The sequence below is a fragment of the Pseudomonas sp. ICMP22404 genome (genome assembly GCF_006227205.1).
GTDB lineage: Bacteria > Pseudomonadota > Gammaproteobacteria > Pseudomonadales > Pseudomonadaceae > Aquipseudomonas.
This window is the reverse complement of the sequence record NZ_VCNG01000004.1, coordinates 449287-468433: the sequence shown is the minus strand read 5'-3', so window position 1 is coordinate 468433 and position 19147 is coordinate 449287. Positions and strand designations below refer to the sequence as shown.

Genomic DNA, 19147 nt, shown 5'->3' with positions numbered 1-19147 from the left:
TGGGTGTTGCATCGGCAATGAGATCGCCATCGCGAGCAAGCTATGCTCCCACAATGAAACTCTCACAGTGGGTCTTCAATGAGCACCGGGCTTGTGGGAGCAAGGCTTGCCCGCGATTTGGTTGATGCAGTCAGCGCAAGAACTCCCCGCCAATTGCCTGCATACCAGCCACCCGGTAAAGTGCCGCTCCCCACGCATTACCCGAGGTAGACCCCATGAGCCAGTCCTTTGACATCGCCGTGATCGGCGCCACCGGTACGGTCGGCGAAACCCTCATCCAGATCCTCGAAGAGCGGGATTTTCCCGTTGGCAACCTGCACCTGCTGGCCAGCAGTGAGTCGGCAGGCAGTTCGGTGATGTTCCGCAACAAAAACGTGCGGGTACGAGAAGTCGACGAGTTCGATTTCAGCAAAGTGCAATTGGTATTTTTCGCGGCCGGTCCGGCGGTGACCCTGAGCTTCGCCCCGCGTGCCACGGCCGCCGGTTGCGCGCTCATCGACCTGTCCGGTGCCCTGCCGCCGGAACAGGCACCGCAGATCGTGCCGGAAGCCAACGCCCAGGTGCTGGCGGGCCTCGGCAAGCCGTTCCAGGTCAGCAGCCCGAGTGCATCGGCCACCGCACTGGCCGTGGCGCTGGCCCCGTTGCGCGGATGCCTGGATCTACAGCGCATCAGCCTGACCGCCAGCCTCGCCGTGTCGGCCCAGGGTCGAGTCGCCGTGAGCGAGTTGGCGCGCCAGACCGCCGAGTTGCTCAACGCCCGTCCACTGGAGCCGACCTTCTTCGACCGGCAGATGGCGTTCAACCTGTTGGCCCAGGTCGGTACCCCGGACGAACAGGGCCATACACCGCTGGAAAAACGCCTGGTGCGTGAGTTGCGCCAGGTGCTGGATCAACCTTTGTTAAAGATTTCCGTCACTTGCATTCAAGCCCCGGTGTTTTTTGGCGATAGCTTTAGCGTGACCGTGCAGTCTGCGAACGCCGTCGACCTGAAGAAAGTCAACGCGGCCCTGGAAGCGGCCCCCGGCATCGAACTGGTGGAGGAGGGCGACTACCCGACGCCGGTTGGCGATGCGGTGGGGCAGGATGTGGTTTATGTAGGGCGTGTGCGCGGCGGTATCGACGATCCGACGGAACTGAATATGTGGCTGACGACGGATAACGTGCGCAAGGGCGCGGCGCTCAACGCAGTGCAGGTGGCGGAGTTGTTGATAAAAGACCTGCTGTAAAAGATACTTGGCAACAATTTGTCGAATGATTCTAGGCGGGCGCTATGCTTGGCCTGGACGCTGAAGGCGAAAATCTCCCGCTGGGGACGTTCCCGGGCATGAGTAGAAACGATCGTGCACCCGTCGTTTTGGGGGGGCGCGAAATGCCTTGCGGCAGCGACATCAATACCTTCTCGCTGGCCGAGGAATGTTCAAACAAAGGAAGAGGCTATGGTTCAAGTTCGCAAACTGGTGTTAGCAATAGCGGCCGCCTCGGCGCTGTCCTCCGGTATGGCGCAAGCGCTCGGGCTCGGGGAATTGACCCTGAAGTCGACGCCGAACCAGCCTCTGGTCGCGGAGATCGAGCTGCTCGATGTCCAGCAACTGACCGCCGCCGAAGTCGTGCCGAGCCTGGCCTCGCCTGAAGATTTCGCCAAAGCCGGCGTCGACCGCCAGGCGTTTCTCAATGACCTGACGTTCACCCCGGTGATCAACGCCAATGGCAAGAGCGTCCTGCGGGTGACCTCCAGTCGGCCGCTGTCCGAGCCGCTGGTCAAGTTCCTCGTGCAGGTGATGTGGCCCAACGGCCGCCTGCTGCGTGACTACAGCGTGTTGCTCGACCCGTCCAAGTTCTCGCCCCAGGCTGCCGAGGCTGCCCGACCGAAACCGCCCCAGGTAGTGTCGACGCCGGTCACTGGCGCCACCAAGTCGTCCCAGTACACCACCACGCCGCGCGATACCCTCTGGGAAATCGCCGCCAAGGCCCGCAACGGTGGGTCGGTCCAGCAAACCATGCTGGCGATCCAGGCGTTGAACCCGCACGCTTTCATCAACGGCAATATCAACCTGCTCAAGACCGGCCAGGTCCTGCGCATGCCGGATCCGGTGCAAAGCACTGCGTTGCCGCAACCCCAGGCCATTGCCGAAGTGGCTGCGCAGAACGCCGCCTGGCGCCAGGGACGCCAAGGCCGTGCGACCGCGGCACCTGGTGGCCGGCAGCAACTGGACGCGACCAAGCGTGGTCAGAGTGAAGCCGCACCGGCACAGACCGCTGGCCGCGATAACCTGAGCCTGGTGACGGCGGAGTCTGCGAAGGCAGGCAAGGGCAAAGGCAAGGGGGCTGCCGGCGATGCCCAGGCCCTGAGCAACAAGCTCGCGGTCACCCAGGAAAGCCTCGACTCGGCTCGTCGTGACAATGAAGAGCTGAAAAGCCGCATGGCGGATCTGCAGAGCCAGTTGGATAAGCTGCAGCGCCTGATCGAGCTGAAGAATAATCAACTGGCGAAGATGCAGGCCGAAGGGGCCGCGGTTCCGCCAGCCAACGAAGTGCCGCCGGCGATGTCGGCGCAGTTGACGCCCGCACCCTCGGCGCAGGTTCCGGCACCGGCACCAGCACCGCAAGCCGCTCCCGAAGCGACGCCCGAGGCGACGCCACCGGCTGCTCCGGCCGAGGCCCCGGCGGTACCCAGCGAACAAAAATACAACGACCTGCTGACCAACCCGATCCTGCTCGGCTTGATCGGTGGTGGTGCGTTGGTCCTGCTGTTACTGCTGCTGTTGCTGGCCCGCCGCCGCAAGGCCCAGCAAGAAGCCGAGAAACATCTGCGCATGGCCCGAGCCCTCGAGGAGGAGGCCGACTTCTCCCCGGAGCTCGATCTGCCCCCGAGCAGCTTCGAGGGCATTGAAGTACCCGCGCCAAGCGTCAAGCTCGACCCTAAGCCAGCTCCTGCGCCGGCGCCCAAGCCCATTCCCCAGCCGGCCCCTGTGGTCGCGCCGGTGGTGGTCTCGCCACCTATCGCCGCGCCCTTGGTCGCCCCCGCTGCCGATCGTTTCGACGACGTGCTGGACCAGGCTCAGGCCCACATCGATCGCGGTCGCTTGAACCAGGCTGCCGATCAGCTCGAGCAAGGCATCAAGGCTGAGCCACAGCGCAGCGACCTGCGTCTGAAGTTGATGGAAGTCTATGGTCTGCAGGGCGACCGCGACGCGTTTGTCGCCCAGGAACGCCAGTTGGTGGCCAATGGTGAAAACTTCGCCCAGGTCGAGCAACTCAAGAGCCGCTTCCCGGCCATGGTGGTTGCCACCAGCGCCGGTCTGGCCGCGGCGGCGGTGGCTGCCGAGCTGGACGCCCAGTATGTCAAGGAGCTGCTGGAAGAAACGCCGGCAACCAATGAAGAGCTGGACAATGCCTTCGATCTGAGCCTGGATGACCTGGAAAACACACCAGCGGCGCCGACACCTGAGCCGGTACCGGAGCTGGATGCTTTCCCGATGGACGACGATCTGAGCTTCGAATCGGTGCTCAAGCAACAGACTGAAGCCAACGAAAGCCTGGACGATCTGTCGGAGTTCGACCTGGACCTGGGCGCCGATGCGCCGGCCCCAGCCCTGGACGACGAGGATTTCCTGCTGGACCTGGGCGACGATCTCAAGGGCCTGGACGAGCCTGCGGCCGAGGCGCCAGCCTTGCTCGACACCCCGGCCGACGATCTCGAACTGCCAGCGGATTTCGATCTGTCCCTGGCCGACGAAATGGACGCGCCGAAGGATGCCTTCGAGTCCGAGCTGGACGATGTCAACGCTGAACTGGATCGCTTGTCCGACAGCCTGGGCCAGCCAACTTTCACGGCGGAAGACGCCCTGGCCGGTGTCGAAGATGAGCCGGACTTCGACTTCCTCAGCGGCACCGATGAAGTAGCCACCAAGCTCGACCTGGCCCAGGCCTACATCGACATGGGCGACCATGATGGTGCCCGGGATATCCTCGGCGAAGTCCTCAGCGAAGGCGATGCCACCCAGAAGAGCGAAGCGCAGGAGATGCTGGCGCGCCTGGCGTGAGATGTTCGCAGTGACAGGAGCGGCAGCCATTGAGGCTGCCGTTTTTGTTTGGGGCGTTCAGGTGGGCCTCATCGCGAGCAGGCTCGCTCCCACAAAGTTTTGTGAGCGCTGCAAATCCCTGTGGGAGCGAGCCTGCTCGCGATAAGGCCAGCACATCCGGCACCGGATCAACGGTTGCACTGGCATCCCACCCCGCCGGCCTTATAATGCCCGCCTTTGCGTACCTCAGCAGGCTGTAATTCCTTGGCAAACATAGACAACCCGGCTGCCGAAATGGCGGCTGACGGCTTTTTCCGGATCGCCCTGGGCGTTGAATACAAAGGCTCGCGTTATCGCGGCTGGCAGCGCCAGGCCTCTGGCGTTGCGACCGTGCAGGAAACCCTTGAAAACGCGCTGTCCAAAGTCGCCGATTCACCGGTGGCGCTGCACTGCGCCGGGCGCACCGATGCCGGCGTGCACGCCTGCGGCCAGGTGGTGCATTTCGACACCCAGGTCGAGCGTTCGATGAAGGCCTGGGTCATGGGGGCCAACATCAACCTGCCCCATGACGTCAGCGTCAGCTGGGCCAAGGTGATGCCGGCGCATTTCCATGCGCGCTTCAAGGCCATCGCCCGGCGTTATCGCTATGTGATCTACAACGATCAGATCCGTCCGGCGCACCTGAACGAGGAAATCACCTGGAACCACCGTCCGCTGGACGTCGAGCGCATGGCCGAAGCCGCGCAGTACCTGGTCGGGGTTCACGATTTCAGCGCCTTTCGTGCCGGTCAGTGCCAGGCCAAGTCGCCGATCAAGGAGTTGCATCACCTGCGCGTGACCCGTCACGGCAAGATGATCGTGCTCGATATCCGCGCCAGTGCATTCCTGCACCACATGGTGCGCAACATCGCCGGCGTGCTGATGACCATCGGTGCCGGTGAGCGGCCGGTGGAGTGGGTCAAGGAAGTGCTCGACAGCCGCATCCGCCGGTCCGGCGGCGTGACGGCGCATCCGTTTGGCTTGTACCTGGTGCAGGTTGAATACCGCGACGAGTTCGAGCTGCCGGAGCGTTACATCGGGCCACATTTCCTCACGGGCTTCTCGGAACTCGACGGCTGACGCCCTCCGCTGCATTTGCTACCATCCGGGACTTTCACGGATTTAGCTGGGGTTTTGACAACATGTCGGTCGTTCGCAGCAAGATTTGCGGGATCACCCGCGTCGAGGACGCGCTGGCAGCTGTCGAGGCCGGAGCCGATGCCATCGGGCTGGTGTTCTATGCCAAGAGCCCGCGGGCGGTGACTGTGCAGCAGGCGAGGGCGATCATCCAGGCCTTGCCGCCGTTCGTGACCCCGGTCGGCCTGTTCGTCAATGCCAGTCGTTGCGAGTTGGGCGAGATACTCGATGCGGTGCCGCTGGGGCTGTTGCAGTTCCATGGCGACGAGGGGCCGGCCGATTGCGAAGGCTGGCACCGTCCCTACATCAAGGCGCTGCGGGTCAAGGCGGGGGATGACATCGCGGCTGCGTGCGAGACGTTTGCCAGCGCCAGTGGCATTTTGCTGGACACCTATGTGGAGGGCGTTCCCGGCGGTACCGGTGAAGCATTCGATTGGTCGCTGGTGCCCCGTGGCCTGAGCAAGCCGATCGTCCTCGCCGGTGGCCTGACGGCTGACAACGTGGCCGAAGCAATTCGCCAGGTTCGTCCTTACGCGGTGGATGTGAGCGGCGGGGTGGAGCAGGGCAAGGGCATCAAGGATCCGGCGAAGATCCGGGCGTTCATGGCCGCTGTGCGCAGCAGCCAGTTGCCAATGTGACGGCTGGCAGACTGCCGCCGTCCATACCTGCACTGTACAAGCAGGCAGGCACCGCCTCCGGGCGGGCCGATAGCGTAGCGGCAACCGCGGTGCAGCGGTTGCAGGAATGGTTGAGGAAGGTTGGGCTGCACGCAGGTCATGTTTCGCGCTGACCGTGGTGGCTTTTCGGCCCTCGCCGCACAATGAATTTAGCTCAAGGGCATACGCGGGGCCGCGAACCAGAGCGTTCGGGCCGCCGGTACTGGAGAAAGAAAGCATGAGCAACTGGTTGGTAGACAAACTGATCCCTTCGATCATGCGTTCCGAGGTGAAGAAAAGCTCGGTGCCTGAAGGTTTGTGGCACAAGTGTCCATCCTGCGAAGCGGTGCTGTACCGCCCGGAGCTGGAAAAGACCCTGGACGTTTGCCCCAAGTGCAACCACCACATGCGCATTGGCGCGCGTGCCCGTATCGATATTTTCCTGGACGCCGAAGGCCGTGTTGAGCTGGGTGCCGACCTGGAACCCGTGGATCGCCTGAAATTCCGCGACGGCAAGAAGTACAAGGATCGCCTGACCGCGGCCCAGAAGCAGACCGGCGAGAAAGACGCCCTGGTGTCCATGAGCGGCACCCTGCTGGGCATGCCGGTGGTGGTCTCGGCCTTCGAGTTCTCCTTCATGGGTGGTTCCATGGGCGCCATCGTCGGTGAGCGTTTCGTTCGCGCCGCCAACTATGCCCTGGAAAACCGTTGCCCAATGATCTGCTTCGCTGCTTCCGGCGGCGCGCGGATGCAGGAAGCGCTGATCTCGCTGATGCAGATGGCGAAGACCTCCGCCGTCCTGGCGCGTCTGCGCGAAGAAGGCCTTCCGTTCATCTCGGTGCTGACCGATCCGGTCTACGGCGGCGTTTCCGCCAGCCTGGCAATGCTGGGCGACGTGATCGTCGGCGAGCCGAAAGCCCTAATCGGCTTCGCCGGCCCGCGGGTCATCGAGCAAACCGTGCGCGAAAAACTGCCGGAAGGCTTCCAGCGCAGTGAGTTCCTGCTGGAGCACGGTGCCATCGACATGATCATCCATCGTCAGGAGCTGCGTCCGCGCCTGGGTAACCTGTTGGCTCAACTGATGGGCCTGCCGACGCCTCAGTACGTCGCCGCACCCATCGAACCGATGGTGGTTCCGCCGGTGCCTGCCGGGCTATGACTGAACGCACCCTGGGCGACTGGCTGGCCTACCTCGAGCAATTGCATCCATCTGCCATCGATATGGGACTGGAGCGCTCGCAAGCGGTCATGTCCCGCATGGGACTGGGCAAGCCGGCGCCCCGGGTCATCACCGTCACCGGCACCAACGGCAAAGGCTCGACCTGTGCCTTCGTGGCCTCGCTGCTGCGGGCCCAGGGGTTGAGCGTCGGTGTCTACAGTTCGCCACACCTGCTGCGTTATAACGAGCGGGTGCAGGTCAACGGCGTCGAAGCCGCCGATGCCGAGCTGTGCGAGGCTTTCGCTGCGGTGGACGCCGGACGGGGTGAAATCTCCCTCACGTACTTCGAGATGGGCACCCTGGCGGCCTTCTGGCTGTTCGCCCGTGCCGGCCTCGACGCCGTTGTGCTGGAAGTCGGCCTGGGCGGGCGACTGGACACGGTCAACCTGGTGGACGCGGACATCGCATTGGTCACCAGTATCGGCGTGGACCATGCCGATTACCTGGGCGATACCCGCGAATCCGTGGCCTTCGAGAAGGCCGGTATCTTCCGTCAGGGCGCGCCTGCGCTCTGCGGCGATCTCAATCCTCCGCAACCGTTGTTGGACAAGGTTCGGGAACTGGCCTGTCCGTTTTTCCTGCGAGGACGGGATTTCGATCTGGCCATGACCGAGCAGCATTGGCAATGGCGTGGCAGCGATCTCCAGGGCCATCCGGTGGAGTTGCGCGACCTGCCTCTGCTGGATCTGCCGATGGAAAACGCCGCACTGGCGCTCCAGGCCTACCTGCTGCTGGGGTTGCCGTGGGACGCCGGGCAAATCGTCAAGGCGTTGCAGTCGACTCGTATCGTCGGTCGTCTTGATCGACGCCAGTTCCAGTGGCAAGGCAAGCGTCTGAACCTGTTGCTGGATGTCGGCCACAACCCCCATGCGGCGCAATACCTGGCCGAACGCCTGGCGCGGCGGTCGGTGGCGGGACGGCGCCTGGCGGTGTTCGGACTGCTGTCCGACAAGGATCTGGATGGCGTGGTCGAGGCGTTGGATGCTAGTGTCCAGCACTGGGCGGTAACGCCCCTGGATTCACCGCGCTCACGTCCCGCCGCTGAATTGCAGGCGGCCTTGCAGCGTCGTGGCGCTTCGGTGGATGCTTACGACAGTGTGGCCGCTGCGTTGGAAGGGCAGTGCGCCGTGGCAACGGCCGATGACGAAATCCTGTTGTTCGGATCATTTTTTTGCGTCGCCGAGGCCCTGCAATGGCTGGCCCGGCGCTCCACGGAGGAAGCTGCAGATGGCATTGCTGGATAAGGCATACAAGCAGCGCATGGTGGGGGCCCTGGTATTGGTGGCCCTGGCGGTGATTTTCCTGCCGATGCTGTTTTCCCGTCAGGACGAGCAGCGCCAGGTCACGGTCGATGCGCCCGCCGCGCCCCAAGCGCCATCGGTCCCGCCTGTGCAGGTCGAACCGGTGACGGTGCCCGAGCCGCAGGCGCTGCCTCAGGAGCCCGTCCCGAGTGATGAGGAGCTGGCTGAGCAACCGGCCACGCCTTCTGCACCTGTCCCTGCGGCGCCGACGGTATCGAGCAAGCCCGTTGTCGCTCCAGCTCCAGCGCCCGTTCCGGCGACTCCAGCGGTCAAGCCGGCGCCGACCCAGCCGATCACTGCGGCGCCGACCAAGCCCGACACCAGCCAGAGTCGCGTGGACGCCAACGGGTTGTCGGTCAGTTGGTCCGTGCAACTGGCCAGCCTGACCAGTCGCGAAAGCGCGGAGAACCTGCAGAAATCCCTGCGCAGCCAGGGCTACAATGCCTACATCCGTTCCGCCGATGGCAAGAATCGGGTGTTTGTCGGTCCGCTGATCGAGCGTGCCGAAGCCGATCGCCTGCGCGATCTGCTCGGACGGCAACAAAATCTCAAGGGTTTTGTGGTGCGATTCCAGCCGGAACGCGGCTAAGTAGCTGATTTTCCTCTCACTGATAATCGCAGCTTACCGACAGCCCTGGGCTCTGCTAAAATGCGCCGCCTTATCCGTCCGTAGGCTGCACCGTGCCATTTACCTGGGTTGACTGGGCGATCGTTGCGATCATCGCCATCTCCGCATTGATCAGTCTGAGCCGAGGCTTCGTCAAGGAAGCCCTCTCGCTGCTGACCTGGATCATCGCGGGAATCGTCGCCTGGATGTTTGGTGGTTCGCTGTCCCAGTACCTCGCCGGATACATCGAAACGCCGTCGGCTCGCGTGATCGCGGGTTGTGCCATCTTGTTTATCGCCACCTTGCTGGTTGGCGCAATGATCAACTATCTGATCGGCGAACTGATTCGCGTCACCGGGCTTTCCGGGACGGACCGGTTCCTGGGCATGGCCTTTGGCGCCGCGCGTGGCGCGTTGCTGGTGGTCGTGGCTGTCGGGCTGCTGAGCCTGGGGCCGGTACAACAGGATTCGTGGTGGCAGGAGTCCCGGCTCGTGCCACAATTTCTATTGGTCGCAGACTGGTCCAAGAACCTGATCCTGGGTTGGAGCAGTCAGTGGCTTGCCAGCGGTATCAGCGTACCCGCTGAAATACCGTTCAAGGAACACCTCTTGCCGACGGCCAAAACGCCGCAGTGAGTGTTGTTCAGTTCAGATCCATTAAGTAGGGGTTGCGTCGCATGTGTGGCATCGTCGGTATCGTCGGTAAGTCGAACGTCAATCAGGCGCTGTATGACGCGCTAACCGTGCTCCAGCACCGCGGCCAGGACGCTGCCGGTATCGTGACCAGCCATGACGGCCGGTTATTCCTGCGCAAGGACAACGGTCTGGTGCGTGACGTGTTCCACCAGCGTCACATGCAGCGCCTGGTCGGCCACATGGGCATCGGCCATGTGCGCTACCCGACGGCGGGCAGCTCGACTTCCGCCGAAGCCCAGCCGTTCTATGTCAACTCGCCGTACGGCATCACCCTGGCGCACAACGGTAACCTGACCAACGTCGAGCAGTTGGCCAAGGAGATCTACGAGTCTGACCTGCGCCACGTCAACACCAATTCCGACTCGGAAGTGATGCTCAACGTGTTCGCCCACGAGCTGGCCCAGCGGGGCAAGCTGCAACCGACCGAAGAAGACGTGTTCGCCGCCGTGACCGACGTGCATAACCGTTGCGTCGGTGGTTACTCGGTGGTGGCGATGGTCACCGGCTACGGTATCGTCGGTTTCCGCGACCCCCACGGCATTCGTCCTATCGTCTTCGGCCAGCGTCACACCGACGAAGGCGTCGAGTACATGATCGCCTCCGAGAGCGTTTCCCTGGACGTGCTGGGTTTCACCCTGATTCGCGACCTGGCCCCGGGCGAAGCGGTCTACATCACTGAAGACGGCCAGTTGTTCACCCGCCAGTGCGCGACCAACCCGAGCCTTACACCGTGCATTTTCGAACACGTCTACCTGGCGCGTCCGGACTCGATCATCGACGGCATCTCGGTCTACAAGGCCCGCCTGCGCATGGGCGAGAAGCTGGCCGACAAGATCCTGCGCGAGCGTCCGGACCATGACATCGACGTGGTCATCCCGATCCCGGACACCAGCCGCACCGCGGCCCTGGAGCTGGCGAACCACCTGGGCGTCAAGTTCCGCGAAGGCTTCGTGAAGAACCGCTACATCGGCCGGACCTTCATCATGCCGGGCCAGGCTGCACGGAAAAAGTCCGTGCGCCAGAAGCTCAATGCCATCGAGCTGGAGTTCCGCGGCAAGAACGTGATGCTGGTGGACGACTCCATCGTACGTGGCACCACCTGCAAGCAGATCATCCAGATGGCCCGCGAAGCCGGCGCCAAGAATGTGTACTTCTGCTCGGCGGCCCCGGCCGTGCGCTACCCGAACGTCTACGGCATCGACATGCCGAGTGCCCATGAGCTGATCGCTCATAACCGCACGACCCAGGAGGTCGCCGACCTGATCGGTGCCGACTGGCTGATCTACCAGGACCTGCCGGACTTGATCGAAGCCGTGGGCGGCGGCAAGATCAAGATCGAACAGTTCGACTGCGCGGTGTTCGACGGCAAGTACGTTACCGGCGACATCGACGAGGCCTACCTGAACAAGATCGAAAGCGCCCGCAACGATGCGTCCAAGGCCAAGACCCAGGCGGTCAGCGCGATCATCGATCTGTACAACAACTAAAAGTGACAAACCGGCCCTGAGGGGCCGGTTTGCGTTTGACCGATTGCAGGAGTGACAGCATGAGTCAGGATTGGGATGCCGGTCGGCTGGACAGCGACCTTGAAGGCGTAGCGTTCGACACCCTGGCGGTTCGCGCTGGCCAGCACCGCACGCCGGAAGCCGAACACGGCGATCCGATGTTCTTCACCTCCAGCTACGTGTTCCGTACCGCCGCCGACGCGGCAGCACGGTTCGCCGGTGAAGTACCGGGCAATGTCTACTCGCGCTACACCAACCCCACCGTGCGCGCTTTCGAAGAGCGTATTGCCGCACTGGAAGGTGCCGAGCAGGCGGTTGCCACCGCCACCGGCATGGCGGCGATCATGGCCGTGGTGATGAGCCTGTGCAGCGCCGGCGACCACGTACTGGTATCGCGCAGCGTTTTCGGCTCGACCATCAGCCTGTTCGAAAAGTACTTCAAGCGCTTCGGCGTGGAGGTCGATTACGTGCCCCTGGCGGATTTGTCCGCTTGGGATGCGGCGATCAAGGCCAATACCAAATTGCTGTTTGTCGAGTCACCGTCCAACCCCTTGGCCGAACTGGTGGACATAGCCGCGTTGGCGGAAATCGCCCACGCCAAGGGCGCCATGCTGGTGGTCGACAACTGTTTCTGCACCCCGGCGCTGCAACAACCGTTGAAGCTGGGCGCGGACGTGGTGGTGCATTCGGCTACCAAATTCATCGACGGCCAGGGTCGTTGCATGGGCGGCGTGGTGGCCGGTCGCAGTGAGCAGATGAAAGAAGTGGTGGGCTTTTTGCGCACCGCCGGTCCGACCCTCAGCCCGTTCAACGCCTGGGTCTTCCTCAAGGGCCTGGAAACCCTGGGTCTGCGCATGAAAGCCCATTGTGCCAATGCCCAGGCCCTGGCCGAGTGGCTGGAGCAGCAGGACGGCATCGAGAAAGTCCATTACGCCGGCCTCAAGAGCCATCCGCAACACGACCTGGCCCTGCGTCAGCAGCGCGGTTTCGGTGCCGTGGTGAGCTTCGAGGTCAAGGGGGGCAAGGAGGGCGCCTGGCGCTTCATCGATGCTACCCGGCTGGTGTCCATCACCGCCAACCTGGGGGACAGCAAGACCACCATCACCCACCCGAGCACCACCTCTCACGGCCGCCTGTCGCCCCAGGAGCGTGAAGCAGCGGGGATCCGCGACAGCCTGATCCGCGTCGCGGTCGGCCTGGAAGACGTGGCCGACCTGCAAGCTGACCTGGCGCGTGGGTTGGCGGCCTTGTGATCGAGCTGGCAACGCCGCCGAGCGGCACCCATGGCCGGGTTGCACTGGTGACGGGCGCCGCCCGGGGTATAGGCCTGGGCATCGCCGCCTGGCTGATCTGTGAAGGCTGGCAAGTGGTGCTGACCGATCTGGATCGCGAGCGCGGTTCCAAGGTTGCCAAAACGTTGGGCGATAACGCCTGGTTCATCCCCATGGACGTGGCGGACGAAGCCCAGGTCGCCACGGGGATCGCCGAGGTGCTGGGCCAGTTCGGCCGGCTCGACGCGCTGGTGTGCAACGCGGCCATTGCCGACCCGCACAACATCACCCTGGAAAGCCTGGACCTGGCCCATTGGAATCGGGTCCTGGCGGTGAACCTCGGTGGACCGATGCTGCTGGCCAAGCACTGTGCGCCTTATTTGCGGGCCCACAACGGCGCCATCGTCAACCTGGCCTCGACCCGTGCCGCACAGTCGGAACCCGACACCGAAGCCTATGCCGCAAGCAAAGGTGGCCTGTTGGCCCTGACCCATGCCTTGGCGATCAGCCTCGGGCCGGAGATCCGGGTCAACGCCGTCAGCCCTGGCTGGATCGACGCACGGGACCCGTCCCTGCGCCGTTCAGAACCACTGACCGACGCCGATCACGCCCAGCATCCTGCGGGTAGGGTAGGCACGGTAGAGGATGTGGCGGCGATGGTGGCGTGGCTGTTGTCGCGCAATGCCGGTTTCGTCACGGGCCAGGAGTTCGTGGTGGACGGCGGCATGACCAAGAAAATGATCTATGAATGAAGCAGCTGCAAGTGGCGAGCTGCAAGCTGCAAGCGGTTTTGCGGTGTTGGCGTTTCTGCTTGCAGCTTGAAGCTTGTCGCTCGACGTTGTTTTTGAAAAAAATCCAACCCTGCTATTGACTTAGCTTCGGTACCTGCGTAAATTTCGCGGCCTCAGCGAAGCAAAGGGTGATTAGCTCAGCCGGGAGAGCGTCTGCCTTACAAGCAGAATGTCGGCGGTTCGATCCCGTCATCACCCACCATGTTCCATGAGAGTCTTGCGAAAGCAGGACGGAAGCTGTCAAAAGCCTCCACCGACGCGCAGCGGTAGTTCAGTCGGTTAGAATACCGGCCTGTCACGCCGGGGGTCGCGGGTTCGAGTCCCGTCCGCTGCGCCATATTTTCCGAGTCAGGTCCGCCTGGTTCGAGATCAAGCCCAAGGGTTTGATCAGGCGAGTTAAATGGACGCAAGTCCACAGCGATACGCAGCGGTAGTTCAGTCGGTTAGAATACCGGCCTGTCACGCCGGGGGTCGCGGGTTCGAGTCCCGTCCGCTGCGCCATATCTGCTTCGAGGCCCACTGAACGCCTTGAAGCCAGGAAGAAAGCCGAAACGCCTCTTCTGATCGATAGCAAAGACCCTGGTCGAAAGACCGGGGTTTTTTGTTTCTGCCATTTAAGCCTGACCATTCCAGTTTCTGAAAGAGTGGATTGTGGTTTGTGCGCATTCCATCACAGGTGCATCGGGGGGAATATGAGCGCTCACGCTCACCTCCGCAGGGGTGAGAGAACCCTGACTGTAGCCGCTGGCGCCAGTTGACGCTGCATGCGCGAGGTGACACCGAATGGATAAAGTATCAATACCTCAATCGCCCTGGCATGAAGGCGAGTTGACCTTGCAGCGCGCCGTCGGTGCGGTCGACATGATGGTGGGTGTCGGCCAGCGGCAATTGGCACGGTCGTGGATGCCGGACCAGCATCGCGAGTTCTATGCCCAGTTACCCTTCGTGGTGCTGGGGGCTGTGGATCGGCAAGGCGATGTATGGGCCACGATACGCACGGGCCAACCTGGCTTCATGCATTCTCCCACGCCGGAACGCCTGCACATCAGCCTCCCGCCGCAGCCCGATGACCCTGCCCAGGACGGCATGAAGCCGGGCGATGCCATCGGCATGCTCGGCATCGAGTTGCATACCCGTCGACGCAACCGCATGAATGGCAACGTACTGCATCAGTCGGATGAGGGTATTGAAATCGCCGTGACCCAGGCCTACGGCAATTGCCCGCGCTACATCAATCTGCGCCAGTACGCCTTCGTCGACGAGACAGCGGGCGCCGTGCTTGAGTTGACCAGCGCGGACCCACAGGTACGGCGCATGGTCACTGCGGCCGACTCGTTCTATGTCGCGACCTACGTCGTACGCGACGGCCAGAACCAGGTCGATGCCTCGCATCGCGGCGGCAAACCCGGTTTTGTGCGAATGGAAGAAGACGGGACGCTGACCATTCCGGATTTCTCCGGGAATCTGTTCTTCAACACCCTGGGCAACATCCTGCTGAACCCCCGAGCCGGGCTGGTGTTCATCGACTTCCAGAGCGGTGACCTGCTGCAAATGAGCGGTTCAGCCGAGGTGCTGCTGGACAGTCCAGAAATTGCCGCGTTCCAGGGCGCCGAGCGGCTGTGGCGCTTCAAGCCGCAGCGTATTGTTTACCGTCAGGCCGCGATCCCGTTGCGTTGGACGGACACGGCCGAGGGCACCTCACCCAACTCGATGATGACGGGCAGTTGGGAGCAGGCGACCGAGCGCTTGCAGGCCGAAGCACTGCGCAGTCACTGGCGTTCGATGCAGGTTGTTCGCATCGCGGATGAAAGCCGCAGCATCCGCTCGTTCTATCTACAGGCCAGTGATGGCGCTGGCTTGCCCGGATTTGAACCGGGGCAGCACCTGCCCGTGCGGGTTCTCTTGGAAGGGCAGCAGGCACCGGCCATCCGCACCTACAGTGTTTCCAGTTCTCCGTCGGATGAATTCTTGCGCATCAGCGTCAAACGCGACGGCTCGGTGTCTTCGCATTTGCATGATCGGGTTCAAGTCGGGGACCAGATCGAGGTCCGGGCGCCCCAAGGGGATTTCACGGTCCAGGCCTCCGAGCGGCGTCCACTGGTATTGCTGGCCGCGGGCGTTGGTATTACGCCGCTGCTGTCGATGTTGCGCGAAGTGGTCTATCAAGGGAAACGCATCAATCGCATGCGGCCAACATGGCTGATACAAAGCAGCCGTTCAGTGGCCGACCTGGCCTTTCGTGATGAAGTCGACGAGTTGGTGGCCCGTGCGGGGGACAAAATCAAGGTCCTGCGTGTGGTCAGTCAGCCGCCCATCGACGGTTCAGCCGACAGTTACGACATGGCCGGCCGCATCGATGTCGAACTGCTCAAGACCTTGCTCCCGCTGAATGACTACGACTACTACCTCTGCGGGCCGGGGAGTTTTACCCAGGCGCTGTACGATGGGCTGCGCACATTGCGCATTCCCGATGATCGCATTCATGCCGAAACCTTCGGCCCGTCAACGCTGGTCCGTGACATTGAAGTCAGCGTGCCTGCGGCGGAACAAGTGCCCATGGCCGATGAACCGGTGAAAGTCCTGTTCGCCACCTCGGGCAAGGAAGCGCGCTGGGAGCCTGGCACCGGGACGTTGCTCGAACTGGCGGAAGCGCGGGGCCTGAATCCGGAGTTCAGTTGCCGCGGAGGCTCGTGCGGTACCTGCAAGACCCGGCTGAGCAGTGGCCAGGTGCATTACCTCAATACGCCGGCGCAACGATTGGAGGCGGATGAGGTGTTGATCTGCTGTGCTGTGCCGGCGCAGGGGAGTGAGACGTTGGTGCTGGATGTCTGAAGGCGTTTAGAGGCTGTCCCTGGTTCAAGCGGGCGTGTCCGGCCCGTGCTTCAGCAGGTTCGACAGGCGGGTCAGCCCCTGGGTCAATTCCTCGAAGGACGGGCCCCCAAGGCACAGGCGAATGCCGGTTACCGGTTCATCGCGATCCACCATCAGCGATTCTGGTGCCGTCACCCTGATGCCCGCCTGGGCTGCCGCCTTGGTGAAGCGTTCCGCGGCGTCACGGGGCATCGGGAGCCAGATGTGATAAGCGTCCGGGTGCGAGACGCATTCGGCCTCGCCGAGCAATTCGGCGGCGAGGCCGCTCCTGCGCCGCGCTTCATGCCGCAAGTCCTGCTGGATGGAGGCGACCACGCCGCTGGACAACCAGTCTTCCACCACGGCGCAGGACAACGGCGACGGGCCCAGGGGAATATCCTGCAGGTGTTCCTGCGCAGCGCCATGCAACTCAGCGGGCAGCGTGAGCATGCCGATCCTCAATCCGGGGCCGAGGGATTTGGACAGGCCGTTGACGTGCAACACCCTCTCGGGCGCCAGCGTCGCGAGGGCAGGCTCTGGCGCAGATCCCTGCGCATAGACACCATCCTCGATGATCCAGGCGCCCGCCTGTCGACAGACCTCGACGATCGCCTGCCGGCGCGCCGCACCCATCGTCGCCGTGGTGGGGTTGTGAAGCGTGGGGGTGAGATAGACCACTTTGTTGCGGGTTGCTGCGAGATGACCGAGGGCCTGGGCGAGCGCCTCCGGCAACATGCCTTGTGCGTCGATCTCGACCCCTTGCATTCGATAGCCTTTGCGCCGGGCCAGCGCAATCGCGCCGGGATACGTGAGGCGCTCCGTCAGGATCCCCCCGTGGGGGCCGCAGGCGAGGTCGAAAGCCAGGGAAATGGCCTGGCGGGCATTGCCCGTCAGCACCAGGTGGGACGGCTCGACCACGATGCCGAGGGTTTCAAGCCAACGGGCCAATAGGCGCCGATGTTCCAGGTGCCCGGCGGGTGGTGAATAGAGATTGAGATGGTCGGCGTCGATCTTGCGAGCGATGCCGGTCAGGGTCCGCGCCAGGAGGCGGCTCGTCAACATGGCGGGCGGCACGTTGGACGAGAAATCGATCAGTCGCTGTCCGTGTGCCTGCAGGATGGCCACGAACGTTGCCCGGCCCTTGACGCTGCGTACCAGGCCCCGCCGTTCCAGGGCGGCATAGGCTTTCGTCACCGTACCCAGGCCGATCCCCAGTTGCCAGGCGAGTTGCCGATGGGCGGGGAGGCGGTCGCCACTTTTCAATCGACCTTCAACGATGTCGTCGGCCAAGGCGCACACCAGGCGTTCTGATGCGTTCGCTTCGATGTCCGCAAGGCGGGGTGTCCAGGGCGATTGAAGGCGCATTGTGGGTAACCGGTGAATGAATAGTGTCGCGTGACACTATTTCAATAGTCATGAAGTGTCACGCGCATTATGGTACTTGCGGACAACGGTTCAATTATTCGGAGCGACGGAAACGCCGCGCGTCTTGAACGCCTCTTGAGGACATCCCAATGATCGATCATCCGATCATGCTTGCTTTTGGCAGCTACATCCTTGCCGCCGCCAGCCCGGGCCCGAGCAATATGGCGATCATGGGCGTGGCGATGCGTGACGGGCGCTCCCACGCCTTGGTCCTGGCATCCGGCGTCATGACCGGCTCGCTCTTTTGGGCGTTCCTGGCGGCGACGGGGATCTCCGCCTTGTTGGCGGCGTGTGCACAGGCGCTTTTCGTCATCAAGGTGGTGGGCGGGGTCTATTTGCTCTACCTGGCGATGCGCGCGGGCAAGGCGGCCATGGCATCGACACACGAGAGCGCCGGTGCGGTTGTCGGGCGGGAGGCTCGGCGTTATCTGCCTGTGTACCGCCAGGGTGTGGTCATGCACATCGGCAATCCCAAGGCCATCATGTCCTGGATGGCCATCATGTCGCTCGGGCTCCGCGAAGACGCGCCAGTCGGTACCTTGCCTGCGATCATCGGCGGATGCGCCTTGCTCGGCATCATCATCTTCGGCGGCTACGCCATCGTGTTTTCGACGGCTGGGATGATCGCCAGCTACACCCGGCTGCGGCGCTGGATTCAGGGGCTGTTCTCTGCGTTGTTTGCGCTCGCAGGATTGAAGCTTCTCGTGTCGTCCCACTGATGTTCCGGTGTTTTGAAGTCGCCAGGAAAAACGAAGGAGAATGTTTTGGACCCTGTGATTCAAATCGTTGACGTGTTCGGCGCCGAGTCGTTCTCCGGCAACCCGCTGGCCGTGATCATGGGCGCCGATGCGCTGGAAACGGATGAGATGCAACGTCTGGCCCGCTGGTTCAACCTGTCGGAAACGACCTTTGTGCTATCGCCGACGCACCCGGACGCCGACTATCGGGTCAGGATCTTTTCGCTGGACCGGGAGTTGCCGTTCGCCGGGCACCCGACATTGGGAAGCTGCCATGCCTGGCTTTCGACTGGCCACAAACCCATGAATGAGGCGCACATAGTCCAGGAGTGTGGCGTGGGGCTCGTGGCCATTCGTCGTGATCGAGGCCGGCTTTGCTTTGCCGCTCCCGCGTTGATTCGCTCTGGCACTCCATCCAGGGAGGAGTTGAACGAGGCGGTGCAATTTCTGCGGATAGATCCGTGCGACGTCGTCGAGGCGGCCTGGGTCGACAATGGCCCTGGATGGCTGGGCATCCGATTGGCGTCGGCCGAGCAAGTCCTGGCCCTGCAACCGGCACCCAACTGGCCGCGTAGCGTCGACATCGGCGTGATTGGGCCGCATGCCAGCGGTGACACGGCTTTCGAAGTGCGCGCCTTTTTCAGCAATCATTTGGGCGCCACCGTCGAAGACCCGGTCACGGGCAGCCTGAATGCCTCGCTGGCGCAGTGGTTGTTCGAGGCTGGCCTGGCTGAGCAGGCCTATGTTGCAGCCCAAGGCACCTGTCTCGGTCGCAAGGGGCGCCTCCATGTGCGGCGCGATGACACCGGCCAGGTCTGGATTGGCGGCGAAACGCGCACTCAGGTGGAGGGGCGGTTACAGGGGCTTTTTGAACGTCAGCCCCTTGATTGAG

General features: G+C 63.0%; 15 protein-coding genes and 3 tRNA genes. 17 read left to right on the top strand and 1 reads right to left on the bottom strand.

Translation table 11 applies throughout. The features are described from left to right. Positions 1-215 precede the first annotated feature (215 nt). The 15 genes from FGE05_RS10380 (at position 216) to FGE05_RS10310 (ending at position 16075) form a co-directional block, all read left to right on the top strand. Complete coding sequence (locus FGE05_RS10380; RefSeq protein WP_139644599.1) at positions 216-1226, top strand: aspartate-semialdehyde dehydrogenase; 1011 nt, start codon at positions 216-218, stop codon at positions 1224-1226. A 210-nt stretch (positions 1227-1436) separates the two neighbouring features. Further along, complete coding sequence (locus FGE05_RS10375) at positions 1437-4043, top strand: FimV/HubP family polar landmark protein (RefSeq protein ID WP_139644597.1); 2607 nt, start codon at positions 1437-1439, stop codon at positions 4041-4043. 273 nt (positions 4044-4316) lie between these two features. Further along, the gene (gene truA / locus FGE05_RS10370) at positions 4317-5141 is read left to right on the top strand and encodes a tRNA pseudouridine(38-40) synthase TruA (RefSeq protein WP_139644700.1); all 825 of its coding nucleotides are present in this window, start codon (positions 4317-4319) and stop codon (positions 5139-5141) included. Between the two features lie 62 nt (positions 5142-5203). After that, positions 5204-5836, top strand: coding sequence for a phosphoribosylanthranilate isomerase (locus tag FGE05_RS10365; protein ID WP_139644595.1), 633 nt, complete (start codon positions 5204-5206; stop codon positions 5834-5836). Positions 5837-6092: 256 nt separating this feature from the next. Next, complete coding sequence (accD, locus tag FGE05_RS10360; protein WP_024779156.1) at positions 6093-7013, top strand: acetyl-CoA carboxylase, carboxyltransferase subunit beta; 921 nt, start codon at positions 6093-6095, stop codon at positions 7011-7013. Next, positions 7010-8317 carry a bifunctional tetrahydrofolate synthase/dihydrofolate synthase gene (gene folC, locus FGE05_RS10355; protein WP_139644593.1) on the top strand — a complete coding sequence of 436 codons (1308 nt, stop codon included), beginning with the start codon at positions 7010-7012 and terminating at the stop codon, positions 8315-8317. The genes accD and folC overlap by 4 nt, the downstream gene beginning before the upstream one ends. Beyond that, the gene (locus FGE05_RS10350) at positions 8301-8963 is read left to right on the top strand and encodes an SPOR domain-containing protein (RefSeq protein ID WP_139644591.1); all 663 of its coding nucleotides are present in this window, start codon (positions 8301-8303) and stop codon (positions 8961-8963) included. The genes folC and FGE05_RS10350 overlap by 17 nt, the downstream gene beginning before the upstream one ends. Before the next feature lie 92 nt (positions 8964-9055). Beyond that, the gene (locus FGE05_RS10345) at positions 9056-9616 is read left to right on the top strand and encodes a CvpA family protein (RefSeq protein ID WP_041023745.1); all 561 of its coding nucleotides are present in this window, start codon (positions 9056-9058) and stop codon (positions 9614-9616) included. A 41-nt stretch (positions 9617-9657) separates the two neighbouring features. Beyond that, positions 9658-11163, top strand: a complete 1506-nt coding sequence (purF, locus tag FGE05_RS10340; protein ID WP_139644589.1) for an amidophosphoribosyltransferase — start codon at positions 9658-9660, stop codon at positions 11161-11163. A 59-nt stretch (positions 11164-11222) separates the two neighbouring features. Further along, positions 11223-12434, top strand: coding sequence for an O-succinylhomoserine sulfhydrylase (locus tag FGE05_RS10335; RefSeq protein ID WP_139644588.1), 1212 nt, complete (start codon positions 11223-11225; stop codon positions 12432-12434). Beyond that, on the top strand, positions 12431-13204 hold the full coding sequence (locus FGE05_RS10330) for an SDR family oxidoreductase (RefSeq protein WP_139644586.1): 774 nt from the start codon (positions 12431-12433) through the stop codon (positions 13202-13204). Before FGE05_RS10335 ends, FGE05_RS10330 begins: the two co-directional genes overlap by 4 nt. A gap of 165 nt (positions 13205-13369) precedes the next feature. Beyond that, positions 13370-13445, top strand: a tRNA-Val gene (locus FGE05_RS10325). Positions 13446-13503: 58 nt separating this feature from the next. Continuing rightward, positions 13504-13580, top strand: a tRNA-Asp gene (locus tag FGE05_RS10320). 87 nt (positions 13581-13667) lie between these two features. Next, positions 13668-13744: transfer RNA gene (locus FGE05_RS10315), tRNA-Asp, on the top strand. A 282-nt stretch (positions 13745-14026) separates the two neighbouring features. Continuing rightward, complete coding sequence (locus FGE05_RS10310) at positions 14027-16075, top strand: pyridoxamine 5'-phosphate oxidase family protein (RefSeq protein WP_139644584.1); 2049 nt, start codon at positions 14027-14029, stop codon at positions 16073-16075. A 24-nt stretch (positions 16076-16099) separates the two neighbouring features. Here the strand turns inward: FGE05_RS10310 and FGE05_RS10305 are convergent, their stop codons facing one another. Continuing rightward, the gene (locus tag FGE05_RS10305; protein WP_218938872.1) at positions 16100-17392 is read right to left on the bottom strand and encodes a PLP-dependent aminotransferase family protein; all 1293 of its coding nucleotides are present in this window, start codon (positions 17390-17392) and stop codon (positions 16100-16102) included. A 215-nt stretch (positions 17393-17607) separates the two neighbouring features. Between FGE05_RS10305 and FGE05_RS10300 the strand changes: the two genes are divergently transcribed. Continuing rightward, entirely contained in the window at positions 17608-18237 is a 630-nt protein-coding gene (locus tag FGE05_RS10300) for a LysE family translocator (RefSeq protein WP_139644579.1), read from the top strand. 45 nt (positions 18238-18282) lie between these two features. Beyond that, positions 18283-19146 (top strand): PhzF family phenazine biosynthesis protein, encoded by an 864-nt coding sequence (locus tag FGE05_RS10295; RefSeq protein ID WP_139644576.1) that lies wholly within the window; start codon positions 18283-18285, stop codon positions 19144-19146. Position 19147: the final 1 nt, after the last annotated feature.